This window comes from Azonexus hydrophilus, assembly GCF_038368255.1.
GTDB classification, from domain to species: domain Bacteria; phylum Pseudomonadota; class Gammaproteobacteria; order Burkholderiales; family Rhodocyclaceae; genus Azonexus; species Azonexus hydrophilus.
On record NZ_CP151406.1, the window covers coordinates 983,462 to 998,318 of the forward strand.

A 14,857-nucleotide genomic window follows, 5' to 3' on the forward strand; every position below is an offset into this window, starting at 1 on the left:
GAGTTTTTCATAAATCAGGAGACAAACCCATGCCAATACGGGTGGCAATCAACGGCTTCGGCCGTATCGGACGCATGGCCTTCCGCGCCATCGCCCAGGAGGCCGAGTTTTCCGGGCTGGAGGTGGTCGGCATCAACGACCTGCTCGATCCGGACTACCTCGCCTATCTGCTGACGCATGACTCGGTGCACGGGCGTTTTGCCGGTGAGGTGGCTGTCGATGGCAGCGACCTGATCGTCGACGGCCGGCGCATCCGCCTGACTGCCGAGCGCAATCCGGCCGATCTCAAGTGGGGTGAACTCGGCGTCGATCTGGTGATCGAGGCGACCGGATTCTTCCTCACCCGGGAAAGCTGCCAGGCGCACGTTGCCGCGGGGGCGCGCAAGGTCGTCCAGTCGGCGCCGGCCAAGGACGATACGCCGATGTTCGTATTCGGCGTGAATCATGCCGATTACGCCGGCCAGGACATCGTCTCGGCGGCGTCGTGCACGACCAACGGACTGGCGCCGGTGGCCAAGGTGCTCAACGACCGCTTCGGCATCAAGCGCGGGCTGATGAGCACGGTGCACGCGGCGACAGCCACGCAGAAGACGGTCGACGGCCCGTCCGGGAAGGATTGGCGCGGCGGGCGCGGCATCCTGGAAAACATCATCCCGTCGTCGACCGGGGCGGCCAAGGCGGTCGGCAAGGTGATTCCGGCGCTCAACGGCAAATTGACCGGCATGGCCTTTCGCGTGCCGACTTCGGATGTCTCGGTGGTCGACCTGACCGTCGAACTCGACCGCGCGGCGAGCTACGCCGACATCTGCGCGGCCATGCGCGAGGCGGCTGAGGGGCCGCTCAAGGGCGTGCTCGGCTATACCGATGCGGCTGTCGTGTCGACCGATTTCCGGGGTTGCCCGCAGCCGTCGATCTTCGATACCGGCGCCGGCATCGCGCTCGACCCGACCTTCGTCAAGGTCGTCGCCTGGTACGACAACGAATACGGCTATACCTGCAACCTGTTGCGCCTGGCGCGCCACATCACGCACTGAGGAACCCCCATGGCCCTGATTTCCCTGCGCCAGTTGCTCGACCACGCCGCCGAGCACGCATACGGCCTGCCCGCCTTCAACGTCAATAACATGGAGCAGATCCACGCCATCATGCAGGCGGCGGCGGACTGCGACAGCCCGGTCATCCTGCAGGCCTCGGCCGGCGCCCGCAAATACGCTGGCGAGCCCTTCCTGCGCAAGCTGGTCGAAGCCGCCATCGAGCAGTACCCGGACATTCCGGTCTGCCTGCACCAGGACCACGCCACCTCGCCGGCGGTCTGCCTGCAGTCGATGCGCAGCGGCTTCTCCAGCGTGATGATGGACGGCTCGCTGGGCGAGGACGGCAAGACGCCGACCAGCTACGCCTACAACGTCGACACCACCCGCAAGGTGGTCGACATGGCGCACGCCATCGGCGTATCGGTCGAGGGCGAACTCGGCTGCCTCGGCTCGCTGGAAACCGGCAAGGCCGGCGAGGAAGACGGCATCGGTGCCGCCGGCAAGCTCGACCACGCGCAACTGCTGACCGACCCCGACGAAGCCGCCGACTTTGTCGCCAAAACCGGCGTCGACGCGCTGGCCATCGCCATCGGCACCAGCCACGGGGCCTACAAATTCACCCGCCCGCCAACCGGCGAAATCCTGGCCATCGAGCGGATCAAGGCGATCCACGCGCGCATTCCCGACACCCATCTAGTCATGCACGGCTCGTCGTCGGTGCCGCAGGAATGGCTGGCGACCATCCGCCAGTACGGCGGCACGATCAAGGAAACCTACGGCGTACCGCTCGAGGAAATCGTCGAAGGCATCCGCCACGGCGTGCGCAAGGTCAATATCGACACCGACATCCGTCTGGCGATGACCGGTGCCATGCGTAAGGCGATGGCCGACAAGCCCGACGAGTTCGACCCGCGCGCCTTCCTCAAGGCCGCCGTGACCGCCGCCCGCGGCATCTGCCGGCTGCGTTTCGAAGCCTTCGGCTCGGCCGGGCGGGCGTCTGCCATCAAACCGATCCCGCTGGATCGCATGGTCGCCCGCTACCGCTGATCTCTACCGATGTTCTCTGCGCGACCCTTGGTCGTTTTCGGGCCCCGCCAGCCGGGGCCATTTTTTTGCTGAGGAAGAGCCCATGAATCCCCTGGAAGCCATCATCGCCCCGAGCATCCTTTCGGCCAACTTCGCCCGCCTGGGCGACGAAGTCAGCAACGTCATCGCCGCCGGTGCCGACTGGATCCACTTCGACGTGATGGACAACCATTACGTGCCCAACCTGACCATCGGCCCGCTGGTCTGCGAGGCGATCCGGCCATGCACGACGGCGCCGATCGACGTTCACCTGATGGTCAAGCCGGTCGACCGTATCGTTCCCGATTTCATTCGTGCCGGGGCCGACCTGATCACCTTTCATCCGGAAGCGTCCGAGCACGTCGACCGCAGCCTGGCGATGATTCGCGACGGCGGCTGCCAGGCCGGCCTGGTCTTCAACCCGGCGACGCCGCTGGACTGGATGGACCACGTCATGGACAAGCTCGACGTGGTCCTGCTGATGAGTGTGAACCCCGGTTTCGGCGGGCAGAAATTCATTACCCAAACCCTGCACAAGGCGCGCGCCGCCCGTGCGAAAATCGATGCCTACCAGCAGCCGACGGGCCGGCGCATCCGCCTCGAAATCGACGGTGGGGTCAATCCCGGCAACATTGCCGAGATCGCTGCCGCCGGGGTCGATGCCTTCGTCGCCGGGTCGGCGGTTTTTGGCGCCGGCCGCGACAGCGATCCGCACCGTTACGATACGATCATCCGGACATTGCGTCAGGCGCTCAAGGAGTCCCCATGAAATTCCGTTCCATCACCTTCGACCTCGACGGCACCCTGCTCGACACCGTTGGCGACCTGGCCGAGGCCTGCCGCCTGATGCTGATCGACCTCGACCAGGCGCCGCGCAGTGAAACCGAAATCCGCCATTTCGTCGGCCGCGGCATGGCCGTGCTGGTCGAGCGCTGCCTGACCCGCGAGTCGGCCCCCGACGCCGAGCTGATGGCCCGCGGCATCGCCGCCTTTCAGCGGCACTACGCGGCGGTCAACGGTCATCGCACTGAATTCTTCCCCGGCGTCCGCGAAGGCCTCGCCGCCTGGCACGCGACCGGCCTGCCGCTGGCCGTGGTGACCAACAAACCCGCCGCCTTCACCGAGCCGCTGCTCGAACGCACCGGCATCGCCCATTATTTCCAGGCCGTCGTCTCCGGTGACACCACCCCGCACCGCAAACCGCATCCGGCCCCGCTGCTGCACGCCTGCGCCGCACTCGGCAGCGTACCCGCCGATAACCTGCACATCGGCGATTCGAAACACGACATCGAAACCGCCCGCAACGCCGGCAGCGCGGTGTACTGCGTGCCTTACGGCTACAACGAGGGCGAGCCGGTCAAGGCCGCCGATTGCGACGCGCTGGTCGCCGACCTGGGCGTGGCGCTACGGCTGGCGCACAGCGCCTAAGGGGATGCCAGAACAGGACGTGTCAGCGCCAGTCGTCGCTTGGCATGATCCGTTTCATGAACTCGTCGAACATGGGCACGGTGAACGCGGTGTCACCGTGGTTGGGGCTCCAGATCATCCCTTTCGTTATCAATGAGCTCCGCGTCGGGGCCAATGAAGAGACGGCCGCATCGAAGCAGCCGGCAATGTCGCCTGAGCGGTGGGGCCCCTCGCCCAGCTCTGCCATTGCTCGGAGATACTTTTTCTCCTTCGGGGTAAGGCGGTCGAAGCGCACGCGGAAGAAGCTCTCATCGAGCGCCGCTACGGCGGTGACAGATGCTGCGCTGACGGCGTCGCTATCGATCGGCGATGCCTGCGCCGCCTGCCAGGTGTGGCTGCCCCACTGTTGCAGAAAGTACGCGTAGCCTTGGGTGACCTGCAAAATCTGGCTCAGTGCCGATTCCGTGATCGCCACTCCTTCGTCCTCGAGTGGTTTCTCGATGGCGCGGCGGGCTGCGTCTGGGGGCAGCGGCCCGATCATGGGGAAATCAAACAGGCGTTCGGCGTACGACTTGGCGTTTCCCATCTGGCCGCGCAGTTGGGGCAGACCGGCGCCGACCAGAACGACGGGCAACTGGCGTTGTTCTGTTCGATGTATTGCCGTGATGAGGGCAGCTAGCTGTACCTCCTCCACGTATTGCAGTTCGTCGATGAAGATCGCTAGGGCAGTGTGGGCGGATTTTGCTGCCAAGCCGACTTGTTCGAACAGCGCTTGCAGATCGTGTTCAAGATCGCCATTGTCGGCCAGGCCCGGTTCGGGCTCGTAGTCGATGCCGACCTCGATATCACCGAAGGTGACTTTGAGCTTGCGGGCAAAACCTGCCAGCGCGCGCAATCCGCGCACGGCGTAGTCTTTCGCGGCCGCAATCTGGCTCAGGCGCAGCAGGGCCTGACGCAGCTGTGGTGCGATCAGCGCGGGTAGCGAGCGGCCTTCAGGTGCCTCGACACGGACCGTGTGGATTCCAGCGGCCTCCGCATCCATCCTGATACGGTCCAAGAGCACAGTTTTGCCGACGCCCCGCAGGCCCACCAGCATGGCACTCTTGGCAGGGCGACCGATCCTGGCGCGTTCGAGCGCGATGCGCAAGGACTCTCGCAGTTCGTCACGACCTGCCAGTTCGGGAGGTGGAGTGCCTGCGCCGGGGGCGAATGGATTACGAATCGGGTCCATGTGACGCAGTTTATATTGAGATTTGTCTAATTACAACAAAAAGATAATTTGAAAAATCTCAATATAAATTTAAAGTGGCTGGCTAACCGATGGTGCGAAACAAAACAGCCACCCGAAGGTGGCTGTTGGCGGACGAGCGTGAAAAACCGGCTTACTTGACGATCTGGTTCAGCTCGCCCTTGGCGTAGCGTTCGGCCATCTTGTCCAGCGACAGCGGCTTGATCTTGCTTGCCTGGCCGGCGCAGCCGAAGGCTTCGAAGCGTGCGAGGCAGATCTTCTTGGCGGCTTCGCGGGCCGGCTTGAGGTAGTCGCGCGGGTCGAACTTGGACGGGTTCTCGAACAGGTAGCGACGGACCGCGCCGGTCATCGCCAGGCGGATGTCGGTGTCGATGTTGACCTTGCGCACGCCGTGCTTGATGCCCTTGACGATTTCCTCGACCGGTACGCCGTAGGTTTCCTTCATGTCGCCGCCGAACTGGCGGATTTCCTCGAGCAGTTCCTGCGGTACGCTGGAGGAGCCGTGCATGACCAGGTGGGTGTTCGGGATGCGCGCGTGGATTTCGGCGATGCGGTCGATGGCGAGGATGTCGCCGGTCGGCTTCTTGGTGAACTTGTAGGCGCCGTGGCTGGTGCCGATGGCGATGGCGAGTGCGTCGCAGTTGGTCTGGCGGACGAAGTCGGCGGCCTGTTCGACGTCGGTCAGCAGCTGTTCGCGGGTCATCACGCCGTCGGCGCCGTGGCCGTCTTCCTTGTCGCCCTTCATCGTTTCGAGCGAACCGAGCACACCGAGTTCGCCTTCGACCGAAACGCCGATGCTGTGCGCCAGTTCGGTCACCTTGCGGGTGACTTCGACGTTGTATTCGTAGCTGGCGACGGTCTTGCCGTCGGCTTCCAGCGAGCCGTCCATCATCACCGACGAGAAGCCGGACTTGATCGCGGCCATGCACACCGCCGGGCTCTGGCCGTGGTCCTGGTGCATGACCACCGGGATGTGCGGGTAGGCTTCGAGCGCGGCCAGGATCTGGTGGCGGAGGAAGGGTTCGCCGGCGTATTTGCGGGCGCCGGCCGAGGCCTGCATGATCACCGGCGCGTCGAGCTGGCTGGCCGCTTCCATGATCGCCCAGACCTGTTCCATGTTGTTGACGTTGAAGGCGGGCAGGCCGTAATCGTGCTCGGCGGCGTGGTCGAGCAGTTGGCGCAGGGAAACGAGCGGCATGGGAACTCCTGTGTTCGGTAAGTTTCGGGATCAGCCCGCTATTTTATTACGGCTGGGTGTTCAGGTGGTCGCCGACGCGGACGATCTTCAGCGTATTGGTGCCGCCGATGCTGCCGATCGGCTCGCCGATGGTGAGCACGATCAGGTCGCCGATCTCGACCACGCCGCGTTCGATCAGCAGGCTCTCGGCTTCGGCCAGCAACTGTTCGCGCTCGGTGTGCTGCTGGGCCATCAGCAGCGGGCGGACTTCGCGGAACAGGGCCATGCGCGACAGCGAAACAACGTCCGGCGTCAGTGCATAGATCGGCACGCCGCAGTTGAGGCGGCTCATCCACAGCGCGGTCGAGCCGGACTGGGTGAGCGCGGCGATGGCCTTGACCTTGAGGTGGTGCGCGGTCCAGATCGCGGCCATGGCAATCGACTGGTCGATGCGGGTGAAGATGCGGTCGAGGAATTCGCGGTCGAGCGTGACTTCGGCCGAGCGTTCGGCCTCGACGCAGATGCGGGCCATCGATTCGACGACTTCGACCGGGTACTTGCCGGCGGCGGTTTCGGCCGACAGCATGACGGCGTCGGTGCCGTCGAGCACGGCGTTGGCCACGTCGGAGACTTCGGCGCGGGTCGGCACCGGCGAGTGGATCATCGATTCCATCATCTGCGTCGCGGTGATGGTCAGCTTGTTCTTGTCGCGCGCCATGCGGATCATCTTCTTCTGCAGCGCCGGCACGGCGGCGTCGCCGACTTCGACCGCGAGGTCGCCGCGGGCGACCATGACGCCGTCCGAGGCATCGAGGATTTCGGCCATGTTTTCAACGGCTTCGACCCGTTCGATCTTGGCGATCAGCACCGCATCGCTGCCGGCGGCGCGCAGCAGCTGGCGGGCCATGTACATGTCGGCGGCGCTCTTGGGGAAGGAGACGGCGACGAAATCGACACCGATCTCGGCGGCGGTGCGGATGTCTTCCATGTCCTTGGCGGTCAGTGCCGGCGCGGTCAGGCCGCCGCCCTGGCGGTTGATGCCCTTGTTGTTCGACAACTCGCCGCCGACCAGCACGCGGGTATGGATTTCCGTGCCGCGCACGGCCTCGACCGTCAGTTTGAGGCGGCCGTCGTCGAGCAGCAGGATGTCGTTGGGACGCACGTCCTTGGGCAAGTCCTTGTAGTCGAGACCGACGCGTTCCTGGGTGCCGAGCTTGCAGGCGGCGTCGAGGATGAAGCCGTCGCCCTGGGCGAGCGTGATCTTGTTGTTCTCGAACTTGCCGACACGGATTTTCGGGCCCTGCAGGTCGCCGAGGATGCCGACGATCCGGCCGTGCTTGGCGGCGGCAGCGCGGATGCCTTCGGCGCGGGCCTTGTGGTCGGCGGCGGTACCGTGCGAGAAGTTCATGCGGACGACGTCGATCCCGGCCTCGACCATGCGTTCGAGGACTTTCGGGGAGGACGAGGCTGGGCCGAGGGTGGCGACGATCTTGGTATGGCGGGTCATGGTTTGTCTCGTTTGTCGGTGTCTGGCCGGGTGGCCCGGCTATGCTGAAGGTGTTTCGTTGCCGGCGTGTTTCCGGAAATGGGCTTCCATCTCCGCCAGGGGCAGGCCGAGGCGGAACTGTTGTTCGAACAGGCGCATCATCGGTAGTAATTCAAGACCGGCCTGGCCCAGGCGCTCGGCGATGTTTTCCTGGCGCAGCAGGGTCTGCATGCGCACGAAGGGATCGTCCGGTTCCGGGTCGCGGGCAACGATGGGGTTGCCCGGCGTCTTGCGGGCCAAGTCGAGGCGTTCCAGCGCCAAGTCGATCAATTGCGCTGCGGACCGTTCGCCGTCGGCGGGCGAGGCGGCGATGCCGGCGCTCAGGTTGATCTGCGTCTGCTGGTCGCCGATGGTGATCTTGCGCTCGCTGAAGGCGCGACAGACGCGCTGGGCAAAGGCGATGGCGGTGGCCTGGCTGGTGCCCGGCGAAACGATCACGTAGTTGGAGTCGCCGGTATGGCCGAGCATGTCGTGGCGACCGATCTTCTCGCTGATCACCCGGGCAATGCGTTTGCCGATATCGAGCATGGCTGCGGGGCCGAAGCGATCGATCAGGCATTGTTCGTTTTCGATGCCGAAGGCGACGCAGCAGGCCGGGAAGCTTTCTTCCGGCGTGTGTGCGGCAATGTCGGCGCACAGTTTTCGGCAGATCGGCGTGCGGCCGGGGAAAGCTTCGTCGGCATCGCTGTGGCTGCTGTCGGGAAGACCGAGATTGGACGAAATGTCCCAATTGACCAGGCGGCCGATGCGCTGGCGGATTTCAGCGCCGGCCATGCCGCGCACGATGAAGTCGCTGACCCCGCGCCCCTTGGCCTGGTCGCGGTTGGGGGCCGTCTCATCCTTGGAAATGAGCAGGAAGAACGGCATGTCGCTGAGGCGCTGCAAGCGGTTTTCGCGCAGCCGGGACAGCAACTCGTAGCCGCTGGTCCGGGCCAGGCTGATCGCCGAGACGACGGCGACGATCGAGGCGTCGAGGACCAGCGTCTGCCAGGCCGATTCGCCGTCGCTTTCCTCGCGGATGTCGAAGTCGTCGCGCAGGTGCTTGACGAGCGCCGTCCTGGCCACCCGTGACGGATCGACGATCAGGATGCGGCGCTTGTCGCTCATGGCGCTCAGCCGGCGGCGCGTTCTTCGAGCACGGCGATGGCCGGCAGCTTTTTGCCTTCGAGGAATTCAAGGAAGGCGCCGCCGCCGGTCGAGATATAGCCGACGTCGTCGGCGATGTGGAACTTGGCGATGGCGGCCAGCGTGTCACCGCCGCCGGCGATCGAGAAGGCCTCGGAGTGGGCGATGGCCGACGCCATCATCTTGGTGCCACCGGCGAACTGCGGCAGTTCGAAGACGCCGACCGGGCCGTTCCAGACGATGGTGCCGGCGTTGGCGATGATTTCAGCCAGCTTGACGGCAGTCTTGGGGCCGACGTCGAGGATGCGGTCGTGAGCGCTGACATCGTCGATCGAAATCTTGTTGGCGCGGGCCAGGGCCGAGACTTCGTCGGCGACGACGACGTCGGTCGGCAGCGGTACTTCGGCGCCGCGTTCCTTCATCATGTCCATGATCGCGTGCGCTTCCTTGACCAGGTCGGGCTCGGCCAGCGATTCGCCGATGCGCTTGCCGGAGGCGAGCAGGAAGGTGTTGGCGATGCCGCCGCCGACGATCAGTTGATCGACCTTGTCGGCCAGCGACTTGAGGATGGTCAGCTTGGACGACACCTTGGAGCCGCCGACGATGGCCACCAGCGGACGCTTGGGCGCATGCAGGGCCTTGCTCAGGGCGTCGATTTCGGCGCCCATGAGTACGCCGGCGCAGGCAATCGGTGCGTATTTCGCCATGCCGTGCGTCGTTGCTTCCGCGCGGTGGGCGGTGCCGAAGGCGTCGTTGACGTAAACGTCGCAGAGCTTGGCCATCTTCTGGGCGAGTTCGTCGTTGTTCTTCTTCTCGCCCTTGTTGACGCGGCAGTTCTCGAGCAGCACGACTTCGCCTGGCTTGACTTCGAAACCACCGTCGACCCAGTCGGCGATCAGGCGCACCGGCAGATGCAGCATCTGTCCAAGGCGGACGGCGACCGGCATCAGACTGTCATCAGGCGTCAGTTCGCCTTCGGTCGGGCGACCCAGGTGCGAGGTGACCATGACGGCGGCGCCTTTTTCCAGGCAGTAGCGGATCGACGGCAACGAGGCACGGATGCGCGTGTCTTCGGTGATGTTGCCGGCTTCGTCCTGCGGCACGTTGAGGTCGGCGCGGATGAAAACGCGCTTGCCGGAAACATCGAGGTCGGTCAGCTTGATGACATTCATGGTCTTCTCCAGATGGGTTTATTGTTGGTGAGCGGTCCAGTGGCGTGACCAGTGGTCGGCCACTTCGAGCATGCGGTTGGCGAATCCCCATTCGTTGTCGAACCAGACGAAGAGATTCACCAGATGGTTGCCGGCGGTGCGGGTCTGGCTGCCGTCGACGATGGCCGAATGCGGGTCGTGGTTGAAGTCGATTGAGGCGTGCGCCTGATCCGACCAGGCCAGACGACGGCACAGCGGTCCGGCGGCGGCGTCGGCGAGCAGACGGTTGATGGTCTTGGCTGAAACCGCCTGGCGAGTGTGGATGGTCAGGTCGATGGCCGACACATTCAGCGTCGGCACCCGGATCGCCTTGGCGTGTACGCGGCCGGCCAGTTGCGGCAGCAGGCGTTCGACGCCGCGCGCCAGCCCGGTCGACACCGGGATGATCGACTGCATGGCGGAACGGGTGCGGCGCAGGTCGTCGTGGTGATAACCGTCGATCAGCGGCTGGTCGTTCATGACGGAATGCAGCGTGGTCAGCAGCGCCTGGTCGATGCCGATTTCGCGGTCGAGCAGGTCGAGTACCGGCACGATGGCGTTGGTCGTGCAGGATGCTGCCGAGACCAGGCGCTGGCTGCCGTTCAACTCGTCCTGGTTGATGCCGGCGACGATGGTCGCGTCGACATCGTCGGCGCTGTGGCCAGGGTGCGACAGCAGCAGGCGCGGGCAGCCGGCGCTGAGAAAACGGTTCAATTCATCGCGCCGGCCATAGGCGCCGGAACATTCGACCAGCAGGTCGATACCGTGCTCGGACCAGTCGACTTCCTCAGGCGTGCGCGCATGACTGACGGCAATCGCTTGTCCATCGACGAACAGCTTGCGTTCGCCCAGGCCGATCTCGGCGGGGAAGCGCCCGTGCGTCGAATCGTAGCGGGTCAGGTAGGCGATGCTGTCGAGGTTGGCCGGCTCGTTGATGGCAACGACCTCGAAACGCCGGCGGGCATCGCCTTCGTGCAGGGCGCGCAGGAAGCAGCGACCGATGCGACCGTAGCCGTTGATGGCAAGACGCAATGGCGAGGATGTCGCGGGAGTGGGCGCAGGCACGGGCCGGGATTGGCACTAGGATGAAAGTGGTGATTTTACAGCGATGCAGACTGACTGAACATTGTTAAACGGTCAGGATGTCTGAATTCGGCGTGTACTTCTGCTGAGGTTCGGGCGGCTTGCCGGCAATTTCTGCCGAGTGGACGCACAGGCGACTGAAAAACGCCGGAAACAGCGGGTGTTTTCGCTGGGTACGCAATTTGCATGAGGCCTGGGTCGATTTGTTTCAGGTGAGGACGATATGAAAATCGGAACGGATTATGCAGGGGCGGCAATCGGTCTCGGCGGCAGTGCGCCGACCGGGGCGGCGGGGGATTTTTCGGCCGCCATGGCTGACGCCCGGGCGGCACAGGAAGAGGCTGCCAGGGGCGAGGCCAAGCGCACGCCGACTGAAGCCGAACGCGTCGAGGCAGCACGTGAGGCGAGGGCGAATCTGGTCAAGGAATTGGTCGATTTCCTGGAAAAGCCGCTGGAAGTGCATCTGCGTGAAGCGGTGATGAAGGAAATGGGGCTGACCGAAGCCGATCTTGCGGCGATGCCGCCCACCGAGCGCCTGGCCACCGAGGCGATGATTACCCAGAAGGTGCGTGAGCGCTTGCTTGAGCGCAAGGATGAGGGCGAGCAGTCGGCGATGGATCAGCCGCTGCGCCCCGGCAATGAGGTGGTGGCGGTACCGGACGTGCAATTCTCCGCCGAACGGCTGGCGACGATCATGGCCAACAGCATGGCCATGGCGGCCGGCAAGCTATAAAAAAAACCGCCGGGCTGGCCGGCGGTTTCTTGTGTCGCTGGGGCGCCTTACTTGGCGGCCATCCAGGCGCGGGCGGCGTCGAGCATGCGGCAGGAGTAGCCCCACTCGTTGTCGTACCAGGCCAGCACCTTGACCAGGGTCGAGCCGTCTTCGGCCTTGAGGACACGGGTCTGCGTCGCGTCGAAGGTCGACGATACGGTGGTGTGGTTGAAGTCCGACGACACCAGCGGTTCGGTGTTGACCGCCATGATGCCCTTGAGCGGGCCGTTGGCGGCGGCGGTCATCAGCGCGTTGATTTCGTCCTTGGTGGTGGCGCGTTCGGCGGTGAAGGTCAAATCAACGAGAGACACGTTGATGGTCGGGACGCGCAGCGCGAAGCCGTCGAACTTGCCGACCAGCTGCGGCAGCACCAGGCCGACGGCCTTGGCGGCGCCGGTCTTGGTCGGGATGATGTTGGCGGCAGCGGCGCGGGCGCGGCGCAGGTCCTTGTGGCGGACGTCCACCGTGACCTGGTCGTTGGTGTAGGCGTGCACCGTGGTCATCAGGCCGGACTTGATGCCGATGGCGTCGGACAGCACCTTGGCCACCGGGGCCAGACAGTTGGTCGTGCACGAGGCGTTGGAAACAACCGTCATCGCCTGGGTCAGGATGCTTTCGTTGACGCCCATGACGATGGTGCCGTCGACGTCGTCACCGCCCGGCGCGGAAATCAGCACGCGCTTGGCGCCCTGTTCCAGCAGCGCCTGAGCCTTGGCCTTGGAGGTGTAGGCGCCGGTGCATTCGAGCAGGACGTCGACGCCGTGGTCGGCCCAGTTGATGTCCTTGGGGTTCTTGGTCGAGTAGAAGGCGATCTTCTTGCCGTCGATGATGATGCAGTTCTCGCCTTCGGTTTCGACGCTGGTCGTGAACCGGCCGTGCGTCGTGTCGTACTTCAGCAGGTGGGCGTTGGTCGCCAGGTCGCCGGAGGCGTTGATGGCGACGACGTCGAACTCGCTCTGCAATCCCTGCTCGTAAATGGCGCGCAGCGTGCAGCGACCGATACGACCGAAACCGTTGATTGCAACCTTGATAGCCATGGATCTATTTCCTCTCTGCGTTGGATGTATTGAAATCAGGACAACAGGCTTTTCGCCGTGGCGACGACATTGCCGACGGTGAAGCCGAACATTTCGAACAACTGGCCGGCCGGCGCCGATTCGCCGAAGCGGTCGATGCCGATCACGGCGCCGTGCAGGCCGACGTACTTGCGCCAGAAATCCGGGTGCGCCGCTTCAATGGCGATGCGCTTCTTGCAGGTGCCGAGCACCGAAGCCTTGTAGTCGTCGCTCTGACGGTCGAAGACGTTGGTGCAGGGCATCGAGACGACGCGTGTGGCAATGCCTTCGGCGGCCAGCGAGGCCTGGGCGTCGAGCGCCAGTTTGACTTCAGAGCCGGTGGCGATCAGGGTGATCTGCGCATCGGCGTTTTCGGCCAGCACGTAGCCGCCCTTGGCGATGTCGGCGTCGGCGGCGTTCTGCGTCACCGTCGGCAGGTTCTGGCGCGACAGGGCGAGCAGGCTCGGGCCGTCCTTGCGGTCGACCGCGGAAATCCAGGCGATGGCGGTTTCGGTCGCGTCGGCCGGGCGCCAGACATCCAGGTTCGGGATGATGCGCATCGACGGGATGTGCTCGACCGGCTGGTGCGTCGGGCCGTCCTCGCCGAGACCGATGGAGTCATGGGTATAAACCATGATCTGGCGCTGCTTCATCAGCGCCGCCATGCGGATGCCGTTGCGGGCGTAGTCCGAGAAAACCAGGAAGGTGGCGGTGTAGGGGATCAGGCCGCCGTGCAGCGCGATGCCGTTGGCGATCGCCGTCATGCCGAATTCGCGCACGCCGTAGTAGCAGTAGTTGCCGCCTTCGGTGCGGGTGACGCCCTTGCTGCCCTTGACGAAGGTCAGGTTGGAGCCGGCCAGGTCGGCCGAGCCGCCGAAGATTTCCGGCACCGCCGGGACCAGCGCAGCGATGGCGTTTTGCGAGGCCTTGCGGGTGGCGATGTTCTCGGCCTTGTCGCGACAGGCTTGCAGGTAGGCGGCCTTGGTCGCTTCCCAGGTGGCCGGCAGTTCGCGATGCAGCACGCGGCGCTCGAATTCGGCAGCCATTTCCGGGAATTCGGCCTGGTACTTGGCAAAACGACGCTGCCAGTTTTCCTCGAAGGCGGCACCGCGCACCTTGCCGTTCCAGGCAGCGTACACATCGCCGGGGATTTCGAAGGGCGGATGGTTCCAGCCGATGTAGGCGCGGGCGGCGGCGATTTCGTCCTTGCCCAGCGGTGCGCCATGGCAGTCGTGGCTGCCCTGCTTGTTCGGCGAGCCGGCGCCGATCACGGTGCGGCAGCAGATCAGGCTGGGTTTGTCGTGCACCGACTTGGCAGCGAGCAGGGCGCGTTCGATGGCTTCCGGATCGTGGCCGTCGACATTGGGCACGACGTGCCAGCCGTAGGCTTCGAAGCGCTTCGGCGTGTCGTCGGTGAACCAGCCTTCGACGTGACCGTCGATCGAGATGCCGTTATCGTCCCAGAAGGCGATCAGCTTGCCCAGGCCGAGCGTGCCGGCCAGCGAGCAGGCTTCGTGCGAAACGCCTTCCATCAGGCAGCCGTCGCCGAGGAAGGTGTAGGTGTGGTGATTGACGATGTCGTGGCCGGGGCGGTTGAACTCGGCGGCCAGCACTTTCTCGGCCAGCGCGAAGCCGACGGCGTTGGTGATGCCCTGGCCGAGTGGCCCGGTGGTCGTCTCGACGCCCGGCGTGTAGCCGTATTCCGGGTGGCCCGGCGTGCGGGCGTGCAACTGGCGGAAGTTCTTCAGGTCGTCGATGCTGACGTCGTAGCCGGTCAGGTGCAGCAGCGCGTAGATCAGCATCGAGCCGTGGCCATTCGACAGCACGAAGCGGTCGCGGTCAGGCCACGCCGGATTCGCCGGATTGTGGCGCAGGTGGCGACGCCACAGCACCTCGGCGATTTCGGCCATGCCCATCGGGGCGCCCGGATGACCGGAGTTGGCCTGTTGCACGGCATCCATGGCCAGGGCGCGGATGGCGCCGGTCAGGGGATTGAATTTGGGAGGGATGCTGATGCTCATGTTCCGGAAATCCAGCCTGCTTAAAAACGTGAATTATCGGCGAAAAGCACTGTTTTGGATAGGCGTTGGCCTTTCTCCAGTGACCCCGGAGGTGATTTGATCAGGGCTATCCCTAATGGGGGTGTGGCAATCG

The 14,857-nt window shown here is 64.7% G+C and carries 13 protein-coding genes; 5 read left to right on the forward strand and 8 right to left on the reverse strand.

The genetic code is table 11. The annotated features are described in order from the left end of the window. The first annotated feature begins 29 nt into the window (after positions 1–29). The 4 genes from gap (AADV58_RS04770) (at position 30) to AADV58_RS04785 (ending at position 3,527) form a co-directional block, all read left to right on the forward strand. A complete protein-coding gene (gene gap / locus AADV58_RS04770; protein WP_341744200.1) occupies positions 30–1,034 on the forward strand; it encodes a type I glyceraldehyde-3-phosphate dehydrogenase in 1,005 nt (334 codons plus the stop codon). 9 nt (positions 1,035–1,043) lie between these two features. Next, positions 1,044–2,081: a class II fructose-bisphosphate aldolase gene (gene fba / locus AADV58_RS04775; protein WP_341744201.1), complete on the forward strand. Its 1,038-nt coding sequence runs from the start codon at positions 1,044–1,046 to the stop codon at positions 2,079–2,081. Between the two features lie 82 nt (positions 2,082–2,163). Continuing rightward, a complete protein-coding gene (rpe, locus tag AADV58_RS04780) occupies positions 2,164–2,868 on the forward strand; it encodes a ribulose-phosphate 3-epimerase (protein ID WP_341744202.1) in 705 nt (234 codons plus the stop codon). Next, positions 2,865–3,527 carry a phosphoglycolate phosphatase gene (locus AADV58_RS04785; protein WP_341744203.1) on the forward strand — a complete coding sequence of 221 codons (663 nt, stop codon included), beginning with the start codon at positions 2,865–2,867 and terminating at the stop codon, positions 3,525–3,527. Before rpe ends, AADV58_RS04785 begins: the two co-directional genes overlap by 4 nt. Before the next feature lie 22 nt (positions 3,528–3,549). On the opposite strand, the gene AADV58_RS04790 is transcribed toward AADV58_RS04785, so the two are convergent. From AADV58_RS04790 to AADV58_RS04815, 6 genes are all read right to left on the reverse strand, one after another. Next, the gene (locus AADV58_RS04790; RefSeq protein WP_028995216.1) at positions 3,550–4,737 is read right to left on the reverse strand and encodes an ATP-binding protein; all 1,188 of its coding nucleotides are present in this window, start codon (positions 4,735–4,737) and stop codon (positions 3,550–3,552) included. 151 nt (positions 4,738–4,888) lie between these two features. Next, positions 4,889–5,953 (reverse strand): class II fructose-bisphosphate aldolase, encoded by a 1,065-nt coding sequence (gene fba, locus AADV58_RS04795; RefSeq protein WP_341744204.1) that lies wholly within the window; start codon positions 5,951–5,953, stop codon positions 4,889–4,891. Positions 5,954–5,999: 46 nt separating this feature from the next. Next, the gene (gene pyk, locus AADV58_RS04800; RefSeq protein ID WP_341744205.1) at positions 6,000–7,439 is read right to left on the reverse strand and encodes a pyruvate kinase; all 1,440 of its coding nucleotides are present in this window, start codon (positions 7,437–7,439) and stop codon (positions 6,000–6,002) included. Positions 7,440–7,478: 39 nt separating this feature from the next. Then, complete coding sequence (locus AADV58_RS04805) at positions 7,479–8,585, reverse strand: GGDEF domain-containing response regulator (protein ID WP_341744206.1); 1,107 nt, start codon at positions 8,583–8,585, stop codon at positions 7,479–7,481. 5 nt (positions 8,586–8,590) lie between these two features. Then, positions 8,591–9,775, reverse strand: coding sequence for a phosphoglycerate kinase (locus AADV58_RS04810; protein WP_028995212.1), 1,185 nt, complete (start codon positions 9,773–9,775; stop codon positions 8,591–8,593). 18 nt (positions 9,776–9,793) lie between these two features. After that, positions 9,794–10,825 (reverse strand): glyceraldehyde 3-phosphate dehydrogenase NAD-binding domain-containing protein, encoded by a 1,032-nt coding sequence (locus AADV58_RS04815; protein WP_028995211.1) that lies wholly within the window; start codon positions 10,823–10,825, stop codon positions 9,794–9,796. Between the two features lie 274 nt (positions 10,826–11,099). Here AADV58_RS04815 and AADV58_RS04820 point away from each other — a divergent pair, with 274 nt between their 5' ends. Then, entirely contained in the window at positions 11,100–11,609 is a 510-nt protein-coding gene (locus AADV58_RS04820) for a hypothetical protein (RefSeq protein WP_341744207.1), read from the forward strand. A 47-nt stretch (positions 11,610–11,656) separates the two neighbouring features. Here the strand turns inward: AADV58_RS04820 and gap (AADV58_RS04825) are convergent, their stop codons facing one another. Both gap (AADV58_RS04825) and tkt read right to left on the reverse strand, forming a co-directional pair. Further along, positions 11,657–12,685, reverse strand: a complete 1,029-nt coding sequence (gene gap, locus AADV58_RS04825; RefSeq protein ID WP_341744208.1) for a type I glyceraldehyde-3-phosphate dehydrogenase — start codon at positions 12,683–12,685, stop codon at positions 11,657–11,659. A gap of 35 nt (positions 12,686–12,720) precedes the next feature. Then, complete coding sequence (gene tkt, locus AADV58_RS04830) at positions 12,721–14,724, reverse strand: transketolase (RefSeq protein WP_341744209.1); 2,004 nt, start codon at positions 14,722–14,724, stop codon at positions 12,721–12,723. Positions 14,725–14,857: the final 133 nt, after the last annotated feature.